This window comes from Iodobacter sp. CM08, from assembly GCF_033446605.1.
Taxonomy (GTDB): domain Bacteria; phylum Pseudomonadota; class Gammaproteobacteria; order Burkholderiales; family Chitinibacteraceae; genus Iodobacter.
In genome coordinates, this window is record NZ_JAWQUO010000007.1 from 1 (window position 1) to 15,372 (window position 15,372).

Sequence of the window (15,372 nt, forward strand, 5' to 3'; positions counted from 1 at the left end):
ACACCTTAGCGCCGATGATAGTGCAGATTACCTGTGTGAAAGTAGGTCATCGCCAGACACCTTATGTAGTAAACAGAACCCCCGTACTCGAAAGAGGCGGGGGTTTTGCTTTGCGCGCAAGAAAGGAGTAACAGCTAAGTCTTGTATGCAAAAAGGCTAACCTGACCTACACTTAACTTACAAGTTTTTTTTCTGTGTTTTAATAAGAAAATGATGGAATAGTTATGTGTTGCTAAAGAAAAGTGCTGTATGGCATGTTGAGTTTGCCATCCGACGGGAGGTGCTATGGTGGAGTGTAGATAAGACTAGAGTAAACTAATGCTTACTAAATAGGAGTTAAATCATGCCCACCCAGCTGCTTGCGCTTGGTGTGATCGGCGTGCGTTTGTACGAGCGTATTTTGATATCTCCTGTACAGTATTCGGATGAGCTTGCTGATCATATTATTGATGAAATTAACTACTATCTACCAATGGCTCCATTGAGAGAGAAAAACGTGCTATTTCATTTAGCATGTGAAATTCATGCTGCATTAGAAGAGTGTGATAAAGACATTAACTCTATTGCGGGGCGTCATCAAGTTGTGGTGATTGTTTCTCGGCTTATTGTGCAATCAAAGAAGTATTCCCACTTATACCACGATTAAATTTATTATTTTAACTCGCTATTCACACGTGACTCGCTCGCAATAAGTTATGCTAGCAATGCCTATTCTGGATGCTTATTTGCGAGTGATGATGCGTATTCAAAGTTCTGATTTAATTGAGCCGTTAGCCGCTTTGTTGGCTATGGGAGCGCTTATATGGCTTGGCTTGATGATCATGTCCCCCTTCTTGGCTTCGGTAATTTGGGCTGCGATTTTGGTTTACTCTACTTGGAAGCCTTATCAGTGGCTAGTTAGACTATGCCGAGGCCGTCGCTTTATTGCCGCTTTGTTGCTTATTGGCGCTTTGCTGACTTTCCTAGTTTTGCCTTTGCTATTTGCTGGGATTGAATTTGCGAGCCAAGCGGGTTCTTTAATTAAAACAGTAAGGCTGCAATTTGAAGCAGGTTGGCCTGTTTTACCTGCATGGGTCAGTACTTTTCCTTATCTTGGTGAATGGCTGAATGGCTTCTGGCTTAAATTAGGCCAAGGAGATCCTCAGTTATTAGAGCGTATTCGAGGCTTGAGTGGCCCTGTAGCTACAGGTTTATTACGATTTGGGGGGATTGTTGGCGGTGGTTTTTTATTATTAGCTTTAAGTTTGATTGTTTCTTTTTTCTTTTATATGCATGGTGAAAGCGCATCGGCATGGTTAAAAGGAGCAATGCGGCGTATTGCAGGTGACAAAGCTGAATCGTTGTTAAATGTGGCAAGTGGTACTGTAAGAGGAGTTGTTTATGGTTTTTTAGGTACTGCTTTAGTGCAGGGCATATTGGCTTGGTTTGGTTTTTTAATTGCTGGCGTACCTAATTCATTAACACTTGGTTTTGCTAGTTGTTTTCTTTCTTTATTACCAGGTGGGCCAGGCTTAATTGGTTTGCCTGCTGCGGCGTGGTTGTATCAGCAGGGGCATACTGGCTGGGCGGTGTTTTTGGCCATATGGATGGTAGTGGTGGTGGGCACTGCAGATAATGTGGTTAAGCCGCTCTTTATTGGTAAAGAAAGCGATTTACCCTTTATTTTGATTTTATTTGGTGTATTGGGTGGGGCTTTGGCATTTGGTTTATTAGGGGTGTTTTTAGGTCCAACCCTATTGGCGGTTTGTTATACCTTGCTAGGGAGCTGGGTAAAAGGCGGAACCGCTCGTGTTTGAGGTGTGAGTTATTATTGAATCAGGCAAGGCACCGCGGGCATGGCGGTGCCTTTTTTCTGGTGATTATTTTATTTCGAAAATTTTGCCAAAGTTGGCAATTTCTAGCACGGCTTTGACGGTGCCACGGCAGTTTACCAAGGTGACTTTCCGACCATTAGCACGTTCATTTAATAGCAATAACATGCCTAATGCTGCTGAGTCCATGTAATCCACCGCGCTAAAATCCATCTCTAGCTCTGTCAGACCAGGGGTTTCTAGTGCTGCGGTAGTGGCTTGTTTGAACTCACGATGGGATTCAAACGTAAAATTGCCGTTTAACATGATACGACCTTTATGATCATCAATCTTAGTGCTGGTTTGCATGATTATATCCTTCGTTAATCTCAATTCAGTTTAGCAAGCCTAAGCAGCCCGCCGGACTTAGGATTGACCTACTGCGAAAACGCTTGATTCGGGCATATTTCACGCATTTTTTCGTTGAGAAGTTAGCTGTTCACTTCGGAAATGCATGAAATGTGCCTCAAACTGGCCATTTCCTCGTTACGGCCGCCTAAACCCGACAAAAGCTGCTAGGATTTTTACATCCTCTTCATTGTAGAGATGCATTTTGATTTTTGCTGGGAGTTCATTATTACTTAACTAAGACTTTAGGTCAGTTAGTTATGCCATAGCGCATTTTAGTTTTACGATAAAACTCTTGCAGCTGTAAGCCTCTACCATTGACTGGATCTAGTTCGTGGATGCGTTGTAGGAAATCATTGCTTAATTGCATCCATTCTTGATGCCAGCCATGCTGGTTGGTATGGGCCAGTAGCGCATTGACAGTATTGAGCAAGACTTGCAAATTACCTGGCATTTCGGCGGCTGCACGGATAAATCGCTCGGCAGCGCCTGCTAAATCACCGCTACGTGCCAGTTGCACGGCCTCATTATTGAGGGTGACAATACTGGCGGTATTTTCTTTGATCAGTAGCTCGGCTTGCTCAGGTTTACCGTGCTGCTGATAAAGTGTTGTGATCTTTGCCGCCAATGATAGGTCATCATGGCGATTTTTTAGAAGATTGCGCACCACAATTTCTGCTAATTCTTCCCTTTGTTGATTAAAACAGGCTTTTGCTAAAGCTAAGCCCACGGTTGGGCTTGGTGGGAGCTTGAGTTGTACAAGTTGCGATAGTGCGATATTAAGCTGGTTTTGAGCGCTTTCTACTTCGCCTACTTGCATGGAGATATCGGCATCAAGCGCATCGGCTAAAATGATGACTTGTGGGTCTTTAAAATCCTTCCGCACCTCTGCTACGGTACGGCGAGCTGCCGCCATATCGCCTCTACTAATTTGCACATCGGCTAATTGCCCGTAATCGCTTGGGTTACGTAAGAATGAATGCCGAGCAATTTTTACTGTTTCTAACAGTGCCGTTTCTGCCGTGGCTAAATCGCCACTACGCAGGGCGACATCACCGAGCTGACGCTGCCTTGTTGCAACAAAGGGGGATTTAACAATGGCGCGTTGCAAGGTCTCTTTTGCGGCTTGGTCATTGCCTAGTGCTTGTTGGGTGCGCGCAAGCCAATCGTAGGCTTCTAGAGCATGCTCATGCTCGCTAATGATGGCTTTAAATACCGAGGTTGCTTCTGAATAGCCTTTTAGCTGATATAAGGCCTTGCCTAAGGCCATTTTTGCCCAAGGTAAATCTTGCTCAACAAGTAGCTGTCGGCATTGGTCTCGAACACTGACCCAGTCGCCAATTCGCAGGAGTAGATGAATTTTTAGGCGCAAAAAATCGATTGCGTATTCGCCACTGGTTTTGGCTGCTTTGATGCAAAGTTGGATCGCACTTAAGAAATCGTGGGCCATAATGGCTTCATCCACTAATTTGAAACGTACTTTTTTCTGCAGGGCCGTGAGTATCCGGCTATAGAGCATTTCACTGGTAAAGGGCTTGAGTAAAATACTATCCGGTGATTGCTCAGCTGCTCCGAGTACTTTTTGGGCGCTTCTCTCGGCGGTCATTATGATAAAAATAGACGAGGCCTTGAGCAAATCATTGCGGCGTGCCTCATCAAATAGAAATAAACCGTCTTGCCCCGTGCCTAAATCATATTCACACAGTACCAAGTCATATTTAATCCGGCGGATGCTGGTTAAGCCTTCGCTGCTGCTACTGGCATGATCAACATGGCTGGTGCCATATTGGCCTAGTGTCATGCCGACGGTAGTACGAACTTCAGCCACTGGATCGATCACTAAGACCCGTAAACTGGCGATGTCAGGAATGCCGTTGGCGGCTTTACGCTTGGCCGTAGCTGAGGATATTACCGAGAAGGCGCTAATTTTTTCAGCCATAGGATTTGAGGCTTTTAGGTATTAGATGAGGTCTCTACCGTGGTCTGCTAAAAAGTAAACCACGGTAATGAGTAAGGGCCATAGAGTAAATTAAAGAGGCTAGCTTGCCTATATGCTTCTTATAGCTAAGTTGCCATCCTGTATCAATTCAAGAATAAACAACCACTTGGGCTTATAGCGCTTTTAATTTTGCATAAGCTACAGCCAGCCATTTAGATCCTACCTCTACAAAGTTGACTTGGACATTACCACTGGCACCCCCCTCATAGTCCGTTACCACGCCCTTACCAAATTTAGGGTGTTCTACATTCATGCCGATGGCTAAGCCGTGCTCGGGTGTAGGCGATTTAATTTTGCTGGCAAGGGTGGCTGGGCCTGAATAGCCTTGTGGAGCATAGCCACGGTTCAAAAACTTTAAAAGTTGTTGGGGGATTTCTTGCATAAAGCGGCTGGCAACGGCATAGCGCGTTTGCCCGTGCAGCATACGGCTTTGGGCAAGCGTAATGTAAAGACGGCGACGCGCACGGGTAATGGCGACATACATTAAGCGGCGCTCTTCTTCCACCGCGCTGGCATCGTTCATGCTGTTATCGTGAGGGAATAAGCCTTCTTCTAGGCCACATAAAAATACCGCATGAAACTCTAGGCCCTTTGAGGCGTGCACGGTCATCAATTGCAGCGCGTCTTCATGCGCACTCGCTTGATGATCACCGGCTTCTAGGCTGGCATGGGATAAAAATGCGATCAGATTGTTTTCGTCTTCTTGCACAAAATGAGTGGCGGCATTAATCAGCTCGCCTAAGTTGGCAAGGCGTTCCTCGCCTTCTTTATCGGCTTGGTAGTGCGCGCGCAGGCCAGATAGATCAAGCATCATATCGACCAGCTCAGGCATCGCTAGGCCTGTAGCTTGCTGACGCATGCCCTCAATCATCTCTGCAAATTTCTTAACCGCAGCTGCACCTCGGCCTGCTGCTCCAGAGCAGGCGGCTTGCCAGAGGCTTGTACCGGCATGGCGTGCGCTTTCTTGGATGCTTTCGATGGTACGGGCACCAATGCCACGGGTAGGGAAGTTCATGACGCGTAACAGGGCATTATCGTCGCCAGGATTAGCAATCAGGCGCAGATAGGCCAAAGCGTGTTTGATTTCTTGGCGTTCAAAAAAGCGTAAACCACCATACACTTTATAAGGCACACCCGCGCTAAATAGCGCGTGCTCAATCACCCGTGATTGGGCATTGGCGCGATAAAGGATGGCAATATCGTTGGCTCGATTGCCATCTCTTATTAAAGATTGGGCTTCTTCAACAATAAATGCCGCTTCTTCAAAATCTGTAGCTGCTTCAAACACGCGAATAGGCTCGCCAGCTGGTTCGCTTGTCCATAATTCTTTACCTAAGCGATTACGGTTATTTGCAATCACCGCATTGGCAGCATCTAAAATATTGCCTTGTGAGCGATAATTTTGCTCAAGACGAATCACATGCTTTACGGCAAATTCAGTTTGAAAATCATGCATATTGCCTACATTCGCACCACGGAATGCGTAAATAGATTGGTCATCATCTCCAACAGCAAAGAGGGCATTATCTTTGCCCGCCAAAAGCTTTAACCAAGCGTATTGGAGTTTATTAGTATCTTGAAATTCATCGACTAAAATGTGGCGAAAACGGCTTTGATAATGCGTTCGTAAAGATTCATTTCTAGAAAGTAATTCGTAACAGCGTAGTAATAATTCAGAAAAATCTGCAACGCCTTCCCGTTGGCATTGTTTTTCATATTCTTCATAAATTAATCGCAGCATGCGCGAATAATCATCCCAAGCATCTACATCGCCTGCACGGCGGCCATTTTCTTTATGGCCATTAATATATTGTTGTAAAACTTTTGCCGGGTATTTTTCATCATCTATATTTAATGCTTTCAATATCCGCTTAATTAGTGAAAGTTGCTCGGCAGAATCTAAAATTGCAAAAGCTTCGGGTAAGCCAGCATCTCGCCAATGTAAACGCAGCATACGATTACATAATCCGTGGAATGTACCCATCCATAATCCACGTGGATTAAGCGGCATCATTGAGGTAATTCTTAGCAGCATTTCTTTTGCGGCTTTATTGGTAAAAGTAACTGACAATAAACCGGCGGGGCTGCATTGTCCTGTGGATAACAGCCAAGCAATGCGCGTTGTTAACACACTGGTTTTGCCGCTACCCGCACCGGCCAAAATCAGGGCGTGTTCCGGAGGAAGCTCAACGGCGGCGGCTTGTTCTGGATTGAGATTTGCGGTGAGGGGATGCGACATGGCAAGGATTCACAGATAAAGATGAGAGGATTGTACTGCTAGCAGTCTATTTAGCAGGGGCTAAATAACAAACAAGGCAGCCGAAGCTGCCTTGTTTGGGGCGATATGCGCACAATGTTTTATAAAATAATGAGAGTATTCAAGGGCATACTATTTAACATAAGGTATTTTTACACAGGTACAGAAATTAATTTTTGTACCTGCATATAAAATAATTTTTAGTAAAAAAATATGCTACCGGTTTATTCTTTAATTTCATAAAACAAGGCTTAATTAGGCGATACGCAGTGCTTCTAATGAACCGCCTTGAGCCAAGAATTCAATTGCCCATTGTGGCTTACGGCCACGGCCAGTCCAAGTTTGTTCTGCATCAGCTGGGTTACGGAATTGTGCTTTAGCAGTAGAAGCGGCTTTTTTAGCTGCTTTTTTGTCGCTGCTTGTGCCCAATACATCAGACAATGAGAAGCCTTTAGAAGCAACCAAGTTTTGCAGTTCGGCAATCAGGTTTTGCTTTTCTGATTCTTTACGACGAACAATTTCAACTTCCAGGTTCTTGCGCAGTTCAACTAAGTCGCTATAGCTCAGTGGGGAAAGATCAATCACGGTAATTCTCCTTGGGTCTTTAAATTGGGGTGCTTCACCGAACGGATTATGGATATCTATTCGCCACAATTCAAGCTTTCTTAATTACCAAGCCAAATATTTATTGAATTTAGATCTTTTTCGGACAATTCCCCGCTTGTTGCGGCTAATTGTAAACGTGCATACAAATAGGTGTAGCGGGCTACAGTTAGGTCATAACGGGTGGAGAAATAGGTTTGTTCGGCATTAAGTACATCAATAGTAGTACGCACGCCAACTTCACGCCCTAATTTAGTTGATGCTAATGATGATTCACTCGATTTAAGCGCTTGTTGTAATGCGAGGATTTGCGCAGCACCGGAACTCACGCCTAAAAAAGCTTGTTTGGTAAATTGAGTTGTATCTCTACGACTTGCTTCTACTGTTTGGCGTTGTTGTTCTTTTTTTGCGATTGCTTCGCGTAATTTAGAAGAACGATCTCCACCGGTAAACAATGGAATGGATAATTGCAAGCCAATTTGTCCTGAGCCACTACGATCTAATCCACCTGATTTGGATATGCCAGCGGATTGCCATGCATCACCATAACCCGCAACTAAATCTAGAGTTGGGGAACTTTCTAGGCGGTATTTGTCGATTTCACGGCTGGCAATATCTAAACCTAATTGCTGGCCTGCAATCACTAAGCTGCCATTTTCGCTACGTTGTATCCATGCCGCCATATCATTAGGTTGTGGTGGGGTAGGTTGTTGGCGATTGCTAATCGGTTTTAGCTCCGTTGGATTAAGCTGAGTGAGTTGCCCATATGCATTACGCTTAATGGCTAGATCATTTTTGGCGGCAATTTCGGCGGAAGTGATTGAATCAAATCGAGCTTGTGCTTCATCGGTATCGGTAATAGTAGATACGCCAACCTCAAAAGATTTTTTGGCCTGTGCCAGTTGCTGAGCCACGGCTTCTTTTTGGGCCGTGGTTTGTTTTACTTTTTCTTCTGCACCTAAAACTTCAAAATAAGCTTTAGCCACGCGCAGAATTAAGTCTTGCTCGGCGACGCGAAAAATGACTTCGGCTTGTTCAGTTTGTTTTTTTAACTGATCGGCACCGGCAAATGCCTCTGCGCGATAAATAGGCTGGATAAGGCTTAGTTTATAGCCATAGTTCTCGCCATTAGTACTGATGCTGTCACGGTTTTCTGGGCTGTAGCTTGATTGCTCTCGATTGGCATTTCCAGATAGAGAAATATGCGGCAGTAATAAGGCTTTACCTTGCTCGACTTTTTCGCGCCCTGCATCTAGCCCTGCGCGTGCAGCGGCAAAATTAGCATCATATTTTTGTGCCGCGTTCCAAGATTCGATCAAATCAGTAGCAAAGAGCGGTTGGGAAAAAATAGCGATGCTCAGTGCAATTAAAGTTTTTTTCATCATGGGTGTCTCAGGTGTTTTGAGGGGATAAAATATATTGTTCAAATTTGTGTTTAAAAAGCCACTGAAGTGCAGTTATTAGGCTCAAAGCCTTCTGTTCAGAGTTAAGTCGTACAAAGGAAGAGGGAGATAATCCCCCTTCCCTTTATTTTAAATTGTCGAAATTTGTATGCTTTATGTAGATGTTTTTACATTTGCAGGCTGCTCTGGTGGGCTTAAGCGGAACCAAGCTGCATATAAAGCCGGTAAAAATAATAAAGTTAAAACGGTTGCTACAAATAGCCCGCCCATAATCGCAATCGCCATAGGGCCCCAGAAGGTATCTCTGGTTAACGGGATCATGGCGAGAATTGCGGCTGCAGCGGTCAGCATAATGGGCCGGAAACGCCTTACTGCGGATTCGATTACGGCGGTCCATGCATCGTCTCCTGCTGCACGATCTTGCTCAATCTGATCCATCAAGATTACCGAGTTGCGCATAATCATGCCTGAAAGAGCGATCACGCCCAACATTGCCACAAACCCGAATGGCGCTTGAAACAACAGTAAGGAAATCGCCACGCCAATCAGGCCCAGCGGCGCGGTGAGCAGCACCATAATCATTCTTTGGATACTTTGCAGCTGCAGCATCAATAAGGTCATTACAACTAACAGCATCAGTGGCATGACTTTATTAATCGATTCTTGCCCCGTGGCAGAGGATTCTAGCGTGCCGCCAGTTTCAATATGATAACCCTGAGGCAGTTTGGCTTCGATTTCACGCACCTTAGGCATCAGCGCATTGCTCACGTCTGGCGCTTGGGCGCTACCTGCCACATCGGCGCGTACCGTGAGCGTGGCGACCCGATTACGTCGCCATATTAGGCTTTCTTCGTTCTCTAACTGCAAAGTTGCCAGCTGGGATAGCGGCACAAACTGGCCCGATGGTAAAGGCACGCGCAAATCTTTCAGAAAATCGAGGCGGGTGCGCTCATTACTGGTGAGGCGGGTGATGACATCGATGCTCTGATCGGCTTCACGGTACTGTGTGGCGGTTATGCCAGATACCGCCATTTGCAGGTAAGAAGCCAGCTCTTGGGAAGTTAAGCCCAGTTGGCGTAAACGATCTTGCTTGGTTTGCAGCCTGACTACTTTTACTTTTTCGCCCCAATCGGTGTGGACTTGGCGTGTGTCTGGGTTTTTGCGCATCACCTCGGCAACCTGGCTAGCAATGCGGCCTAGCACGGCGGTATCGGTGCCACTGATGCGGAACTGCACCGGATAACCAACTGGCGGGCCGTTCTCTAAGCGCGTTACTCGGCCACGCACTAGTGGAAAATCATCGGCAAATTTCTGGGTAAGGCGTTTGTAGACGTTCTCTCGTACCTTTTCGTTTTTGGTCATCACGGTGAGCTGGCCAAAATTGAGGTTGGGCATTTGCTCATCAAGGGGCAGGTAGTAACGCGGCGAGCCTACGCCGATATAGCTGGTGACATGATCGACATCGGGGTCTTTCATGGCGATGGCTTCCATGCGTTTAACTTCGCGCTCGGTGGCGTCAATAGAGGCGGTGTAGGGCAGCCACATATCTACCATCAGTTCAGGCCGTGCAGACGCAGGGAAGAACTGCTGCGGGATAAACAAGGCAAAGGTGGCTACGGCCAGCAGAAACGCGCCTAGCGTGGCGGTAATCACCGTTTTGCGCCATGTAACGCACCACGTTACTAGCTTGCGAAAGCGTACGTAAAAACCACCTTGGTAAATATCGTGTTCTTCATGCCGAGTGGATTCTGGCAGCAGGTGATAGCCCATATAGGGGGTAAACACCACGGCCACAATCCACGACAGCACCAGTGCAATTCCAATCACAGCAAAAATAGAGAAGGTGTATTCACCCGCATCCGATTTAGCCAGCCCTACTGGCAAGAAGCCTGCAGCGGTAATCAGCGTGCCGGTTAGCATAGGAAACGCGGTGGAGGTATAGGCAAAGGTGGCGGCATCAAAGCGGCTCCAGCCCTGCTCTAATTTAAGCGCCATCATTTCAACCGCAATAATGGCGTCGTCCACTAATAAGCCCAGCGCAATCACCAGTGCGCCAAGCGAAATCCTTTGCAGCTCCAAGTTGAAAATACCCATGCCAAGAAAGGTCAGCAGTAGCACCAGCGGAATACATAAAGCCACCACAATACCGGTGCGCCACCCCAAGCTTAAAAAGCTGACGGCTAGCACAATCACTACAGCTTCCAGCAGGGATTTCATAAAGATGTGAATGGCGTTTTTGACCACAGCCGGCTGGTCTGAAATGGTATGTATTTCTATACCAATGGGCAGGTTGCTTTTCATTTTGGCGAGGGCCGTGTCGATTTGCTCCCCCATTTTTACCGCATCGCCGCCTTTACGCATCGATATCCCCAAGCCAACCGCATCTTGCCCCTGATAGCGCATTTTTGTTTGCGGTGGGTCGATGGTGGCGCGAAATACCTGTGCAATATCGCCGAGTAAAAAGGTTTTTCCAGCAACGGTAAGCGGCAGCCTGCGTAAGTGTTCTACGGCATTAAAGCCGCCGGTTACACGTAAAAATACGTGCTCGTCCTTGCCTTCTATCGCACCCGCTGGGGTGACGGTATTGGTGGCAGCAATCACTTTATTAATTTGAAATGGCGAAATACCTAAGCTAGCGAGCTTGGCATTAGAGTATTCCACATAGATTTTTTCATCCTGCTGACCAATCAATAGCGCTTTGTTTACATCTGGGATACGCAGTAACTCGGTGCGGGCTAATTCAATATATTTTTTAAGCTCAGGGTAGCTAAAGCCATCGCCAGTAAAGGCGTAAAGATTGCCGTAGGTATCACCAAACTCATCATTAAAAAACGGTCCTACCACGCCGGGAGGCAGCTTGCCCTTGGCGTCATTAATGCGCTTTCTGACCTGATACCAAGCATCGGTTACATTATTTTTTTGATCCTCGTGCAACATAATCGTGATCAGTGATTCGCCGCTTCTGGAGTAACTTTTAGTGAAATGAATATAAGCAATGCCCTGCAGGGCTTCTTCTAGCTTATCGGTAACTTGCTGCTCCATTTCTGGCGCGCTGGCGCCTGGCCAGAAGCTTCTGACCACCATGGCTTTAAAGGTAAACTCGGGGTCTTCTTTCATCCCCAGTTTGCCGTAAGCTAAGATGCCGCCCAGCGAAAGTACCACCATTAAGTACAGCACGAGGGATTGATGCTTTAAGGCCCAAGCGGATAAATTAAAGCGGGCCACATCTGCTTTGTTTTGCTGCATGCTGTTATTCCCCCTGTGCAGGCAATAGCTTCACAGCCTGCCCTTCGTGTAATAGATGCACCCCCGCAGTGACCACAACATCGCCTGCTTTTAGCCCATTGACTTGTACTTGCTCATTGCGATCTAACTGACTCGCTGCAACGGCAATACTCTTTACCCGTTTGCTTTGCACATCCACCAGCCAGACGCGCTGCTCTTTGCCTTTGCCGTAGATTGCGGTCAGTGGCAGGGTGGTGCTGGCTTGAGCTGTATTGCTTTGGCTGCTTCTTACCGTGGCGCTCATACCAAGGCGGATATCATCGGAGGGCTTTTCTAGTGTCACTTTGGCGCGGTAAGTGCGGCTGACTGGATCGGCGGCCGGGGAGACTTCGCGCACTTTGCCATTAAAAGTTTTGCCAGGTAGTGCCCAGAAACTAATCTCGGTGTGCTGGCCTGGTTTCAAATCGTGGCTACGCGTTTCTGGCAGATCAATAAAGACTTCAACTTCACCCGCTTTTGCCAATTGCACCACAGGCTGGCCTGCGGCGAGGACTTGGCCAGGCTCGGCCAAGGTGGCAGTAATAACGCCATCGCTGCTGGCAAGTAGCGTGGTATAGCCCGCTTGATTTTGGGCGAGTTGCTGCTGAGCTTGGGCTTGTTGTAGCGATTTTTGTGCGGCAATCACCGCAGTTTGCTTGCGATCTACTTCGGCTTGGCTTACAAATTTTTTGGCGAGTAGCTCTTGGGAGCGGGTGAGATCTAATTTGAGCTGGCTAAGTTGGCTTGCTGCCGATTCTGCTTGTGCCTTGGCGGCCAGGGCATTGAGCGCCATATCTTGGGCATCAATTTTAGCTAAGGGGGTGCCTGCTTTAACTTCGCTGCCAATCTCGACCAAGCGGCTGATTAATTTGCCAGGAATCCGAAAGCCTAGCGCGCTTTCTTGGCGAGCGTGTAGCTCGCCAGAAAACTCGGCGTAATTGCTGGTTGGATTAGAGGCGAGGGTCATGGTGCGAACGGGGCGAACTTCTTCCTGTGGCTTGGGTTCTTCCTTGCAGGCACTAAGAAGTGCGGCACTAATGAGCAGCAAAGGGATGGCTTTATTCATGTTAATGGTCCTTGGGTGAGGCCATTAGGCCGTTAAGGAGGAGATCAAGCGTGGTATGGAGGAATCGTTCAGGATCAAGCACATCGGGCAGGCAATTAATCAGCGAATGTCTCATTAGCATGGCCACAATAATGGGGGCGCAAATCACTTCAATGGCGTAATCAACATCGTGTATGCGAAATTCGCCACTGGCGATGCCTCTTTGCAGAATATGGCGCAGCATGGTATTGCCGGGGTCTACAAATTCTTCTTGATAGATTTTGGCCACTTCAGGGAAGTTTTTCCCTTCGGCAATCATCAACTTAGGCATGGCAGAAAGCTGGCTTTCGCCCATTGTTTGCCACCAAGTAGAGAGCATGGCGCGGAGCAAGTCGGCGGAGCTGCCTTGAAAGGTGGTCAGTAAATCTTGCCCACGGGCGAGTTGCGGGATTAATAGCTCCCGCACTACCGTCTTGAATATTTCTTCTTTACTGGCAAAGTAAATATACGGTGTGCCATTGGTCACCCCCGCTGCTTTGGCGATATCGGCCATTTTAGTGGCGGCAAAACCTTTTTCAACAAAGAGCGCGAGTGCGGCCTCCAGGATTTCTTGTGGGCGCGCTTCTTTACGACGGCACCAGCGTTTGCACAGAGGGGGCATGACACACCATTTTAATAAATGAATATTTATTTAATTATTCTCTCAACGAAAGAAGCTGTCAAAAATTACAATGTAACCTGCTCGAGACTGTTAGAATTCTGCTACGCGGCAGCCTCCCTTTCGCCTCTGCAGTAGAGATGACTTAGGTGTGGCAGGGCTGCTAGACCTTATCTTGTTTTTGGACTCGCCATGACCACGATTACCCCGCAAGAAAAAGCCGAAATTCTTTCGGAAGCCTTGCCTTATATTCAGCGTTTTTTTGATAAGACCATCGTTATCAAATACGGTGGTAATGCAATGACTGAGCCCGAGTTAAAAGAAGGGTTCGCTAGTGATGTGGTGCTGCTCAAGTTGGTGGGGATGAACCCCGTTGTGGTACACGGCGGTGGCCCACAAATTAACGAACTGCTGGATCGTATCGGCAAGAAGGGCGAATTTATCCAAGGCATGCGCGTCACTGACGCCGAAACCATGGATGTCGTCGAAATGGTATTGGGCGGCCATGTAAACAAGGAAATCGTTTCCTTGATTAATAAGCATGGCGGCAAGGCCGTTGGCTTAACTGGGCAAGACGGGCATTTTATTAAGGCCCGTAAAATGTATCTAAAAGACAGCTCAGACGAGCTGCTGGATATTGGCCAAGTGGGTGAAATTGAATCGATCGACCCAACCATCGTGGCGCATTTAGATGCGGGTGATTTTATTCCTGTGATTGCGCCGATTGGCGTAGATAGAAACGGTGAAAGCTACAATATCAACGCCGATTTAGTCGCGGGCAAGCTGGCTGAAGTCTTGCATGCTGAAAAGCTCATCATGATGACGAACACCCCTGGCGTACTTGATAAGGAAGGCAATCTGCTTACGAAGCTCTCTGCTAAACGTATCGACGAGCTATTTGCAGACGGCACGATTTCTGGCGGCATGCTGCCTAAAATTTCTTCAGCGCTGGATGCGGCTAAGAGTGGCGTGAACGCGGTACACATCATTGATGGCCGAGTAAAACACGCGCTGCTGCTAGAAGTGCTGACCGAGCAAGGTGTAGGAACCATGATTCGCGCTAAGTAAGTTAAGTGCTGCTTAGGCTGGGGTTTAGCCCCTAGGGTCTGTTGACGTTTCATTCACGGCTGCGTTTGGCCCAGTTTTGGGGCTGAACAAGGCAAAAATTGCGACATGGCACGAGTACCATTAGCGATTTTTAACGCTGAGCAGCCCCAAAAATGGGTCAAACCCGAAGGGCTGGGCCGGAAAATGGCCATTCACTGCGTTATGCTCCTCGACAATAACCCGTTATTGCCTTCGTCGCATGCCTTGTGCCTAGCCATTTTCCGGCTCAGCGCAGTTGTGAATGAAACGTCAACAGACCCTAGCCTAAGCAATTAAAATATTAAGATTGTGCTGCTTTTATCCCCTTTTCTTGTTTTTTTGTAAAAACTAAGCTACGTCATCCTTGCATGTTGCGCTCTGCCATCTAAAGTTAGAGTACTAGCCATCAGGGAGATGACCATATGAAAACAGCACGCCAGCTGCTTGCAGAAAAAGCCATAGATAATATTTTGTCAGTTACACCTCAGGCTTCCGTATATCAAGCCTTGCAAGTGCTTGCAGAAAAAAATATTGGTGCCTTGTTGGTGATGGAAGAAAATCACCTTGTTGGGATTTTCTCCGAACGGGATTACGCCAGAAAAGTGATTTTGATGGGTAAAACTTCGGCGGGCACGCCAGTGTCAGAAATCATGACGCGTAAGCTACTTTGTGTGCCGCCATCGGCCACGATCGATGAATGTATGGCGATCATGAGTGAAAAACGAATCCGCCACTTGCCGGTTTTAGATGGGGATAAGGTTCTAGGGGTATTATCGATTGGCGATTTGGTGCGTGAAATCATCGAAGAGCAGAAATTCACCATTGCCCAGCTAGAGCACTATATTCATTCCTGAGCTTA

Annotated in this window: 12 protein-coding genes; 4 read left to right on the forward strand and 8 right to left on the reverse strand. The window is 47.1% G+C overall.

Translation table 11 applies throughout. The features are described 5' to 3' along the window. Positions 1–343 precede the first annotated feature (343 nt). Together R6242_RS05120 and R6242_RS05125 are read left to right on the forward strand one after the other, a co-directional pair. Positions 344–646, forward strand: coding sequence for a hypothetical protein (locus R6242_RS05120; protein WP_293937840.1), 303 nt, complete (start codon positions 344–346; stop codon positions 644–646). 49 nt (positions 647–695) lie between these two features. Then, positions 696–1,796 carry an AI-2E family transporter gene (locus R6242_RS05125; protein ID WP_293937842.1) on the forward strand — a complete coding sequence of 367 codons (1,101 nt, stop codon included), beginning with the start codon at positions 696–698 and terminating at the stop codon, positions 1,794–1,796. Between the two features lie 63 nt (positions 1,797–1,859). On the opposite strand, the gene R6242_RS05130 is transcribed toward R6242_RS05125, so the two are convergent. From R6242_RS05130 to R6242_RS05165, 8 genes are all read right to left on the reverse strand, one after another. Next, entirely contained in the window at positions 1,860–2,159 is a 300-nt protein-coding gene (locus R6242_RS05130; protein ID WP_046352484.1) for an STAS domain-containing protein, read from the reverse strand. 289 nt (positions 2,160–2,448) lie between these two features. Beyond that, positions 2,449–4,137: a response regulator gene (locus R6242_RS05135; protein ID WP_293937845.1), complete on the reverse strand. Its 1,689-nt coding sequence runs from the start codon at positions 4,135–4,137 to the stop codon at positions 2,449–2,451. Positions 4,138–4,309: 172 nt separating this feature from the next. After that, positions 4,310–6,436 (reverse strand): UvrD-helicase domain-containing protein, encoded by a 2,127-nt coding sequence (locus R6242_RS05140; protein WP_318424591.1) that lies wholly within the window; start codon positions 6,434–6,436, stop codon positions 4,310–4,312. Between the two features lie 273 nt (positions 6,437–6,709). After that, positions 6,710–7,039: an H-NS family nucleoid-associated regulatory protein gene (locus R6242_RS05145; protein WP_188053600.1), complete on the reverse strand. Its 330-nt coding sequence runs from the start codon at positions 7,037–7,039 to the stop codon at positions 6,710–6,712. An 80-nt stretch (positions 7,040–7,119) separates the two neighbouring features. Continuing rightward, entirely contained in the window at positions 7,120–8,442 is a 1,323-nt protein-coding gene (locus tag R6242_RS05150; protein ID WP_293937851.1) for a TolC family outer membrane protein, read from the reverse strand. A 171-nt stretch (positions 8,443–8,613) separates the two neighbouring features. Continuing rightward, the gene (locus R6242_RS05155; RefSeq protein WP_318424599.1) at positions 8,614–11,706 is read right to left on the reverse strand and encodes an efflux RND transporter permease subunit; all 3,093 of its coding nucleotides are present in this window, start codon (positions 11,704–11,706) and stop codon (positions 8,614–8,616) included. 4 nt (positions 11,707–11,710) lie between these two features. Next, positions 11,711–12,790 carry an efflux RND transporter periplasmic adaptor subunit gene (locus R6242_RS05160; protein WP_318424602.1) on the reverse strand — a complete coding sequence of 360 codons (1,080 nt, stop codon included), beginning with the start codon at positions 12,788–12,790 and terminating at the stop codon, positions 11,711–11,713. A 1-nt stretch (position 12,791) separates the two neighbouring features. Continuing rightward, complete coding sequence (locus R6242_RS05165; protein ID WP_318424605.1) at positions 12,792–13,430, reverse strand: TetR/AcrR family transcriptional regulator; 639 nt, start codon at positions 13,428–13,430, stop codon at positions 12,792–12,794. A 189-nt stretch (positions 13,431–13,619) separates the two neighbouring features. On the opposite strand from R6242_RS05165, the gene argB reads away from it, so the two are divergent. Continuing rightward, on the forward strand, positions 13,620–14,495 hold the full coding sequence (argB, locus tag R6242_RS05170; RefSeq protein ID WP_046352625.1) for an acetylglutamate kinase: 876 nt from the start codon (positions 13,620–13,622) through the stop codon (positions 14,493–14,495). Between the two features lie 440 nt (positions 14,496–14,935). Next, positions 14,936–15,367: a CBS domain-containing protein gene (locus tag R6242_RS05175; RefSeq protein WP_046352479.1), complete on the forward strand. Its 432-nt coding sequence runs from the start codon at positions 14,936–14,938 to the stop codon at positions 15,365–15,367. Positions 15,368–15,372 lie beyond the last annotated feature (5 nt).

Bases quoted from the DNA above. Each gene is read 5' to 3' on its own strand.
- R6242_RS05120 (WP_293937840.1), top strand. From the start codon at position 344: ATGCCCACCCAGCTGCTTGCGCTTGGTGTGATCGGCGTGCGTTTGTAC.
- R6242_RS05125 (WP_293937842.1), top strand. From the start codon at position 696: ATGCTAGCAATGCCTATTCTGGATGCTTATTTGCGAGTGATGATGCGT.
- R6242_RS05130 (WP_046352484.1), bottom strand. From the start codon at position 2,159: ATGCAAACCAGCACTAAGATTGATGATCATAAAGGTCGTATCATGTTA.
- R6242_RS05135 (WP_293937845.1), bottom strand. From the start codon at position 4,137: ATGGCTGAAAAAATTAGCGCCTTCTCGGTAATATCCTCAGCTACGGCC.
- R6242_RS05140 (WP_318424591.1), bottom strand. From the start codon at position 6,436: ATGTCGCATCCCCTCACCGCAAATCTCAATCCAGAACAAGCCGCCGCC.
- R6242_RS05150 (WP_293937851.1), bottom strand. From the start codon at position 8,442: ATGATGAAAAAAACTTTAATTGCACTGAGCATCGCTATTTTTTCCCAA.
- R6242_RS05155 (WP_318424599.1), bottom strand. From the start codon at position 11,706: ATGCAGCAAAACAAAGCAGATGTGGCCCGCTTTAATTTATCCGCTTGG.
- R6242_RS05160 (WP_318424602.1), bottom strand. From the start codon at position 12,790: ATGAATAAAGCCATCCCTTTGCTGCTCATTAGTGCCGCACTTCTTAGT.
- R6242_RS05165 (WP_318424605.1), bottom strand. From the start codon at position 13,430: ATGCCCCCTCTGTGCAAACGCTGGTGCCGTCGTAAAGAAGCGCGCCCA.
- argB (WP_046352625.1), top strand. From the start codon at position 13,620: ATGACCACGATTACCCCGCAAGAAAAAGCCGAAATTCTTTCGGAAGCC.
- R6242_RS05175 (WP_046352479.1), top strand. From the start codon at position 14,936: ATGAAAACAGCACGCCAGCTGCTTGCAGAAAAAGCCATAGATAATATT.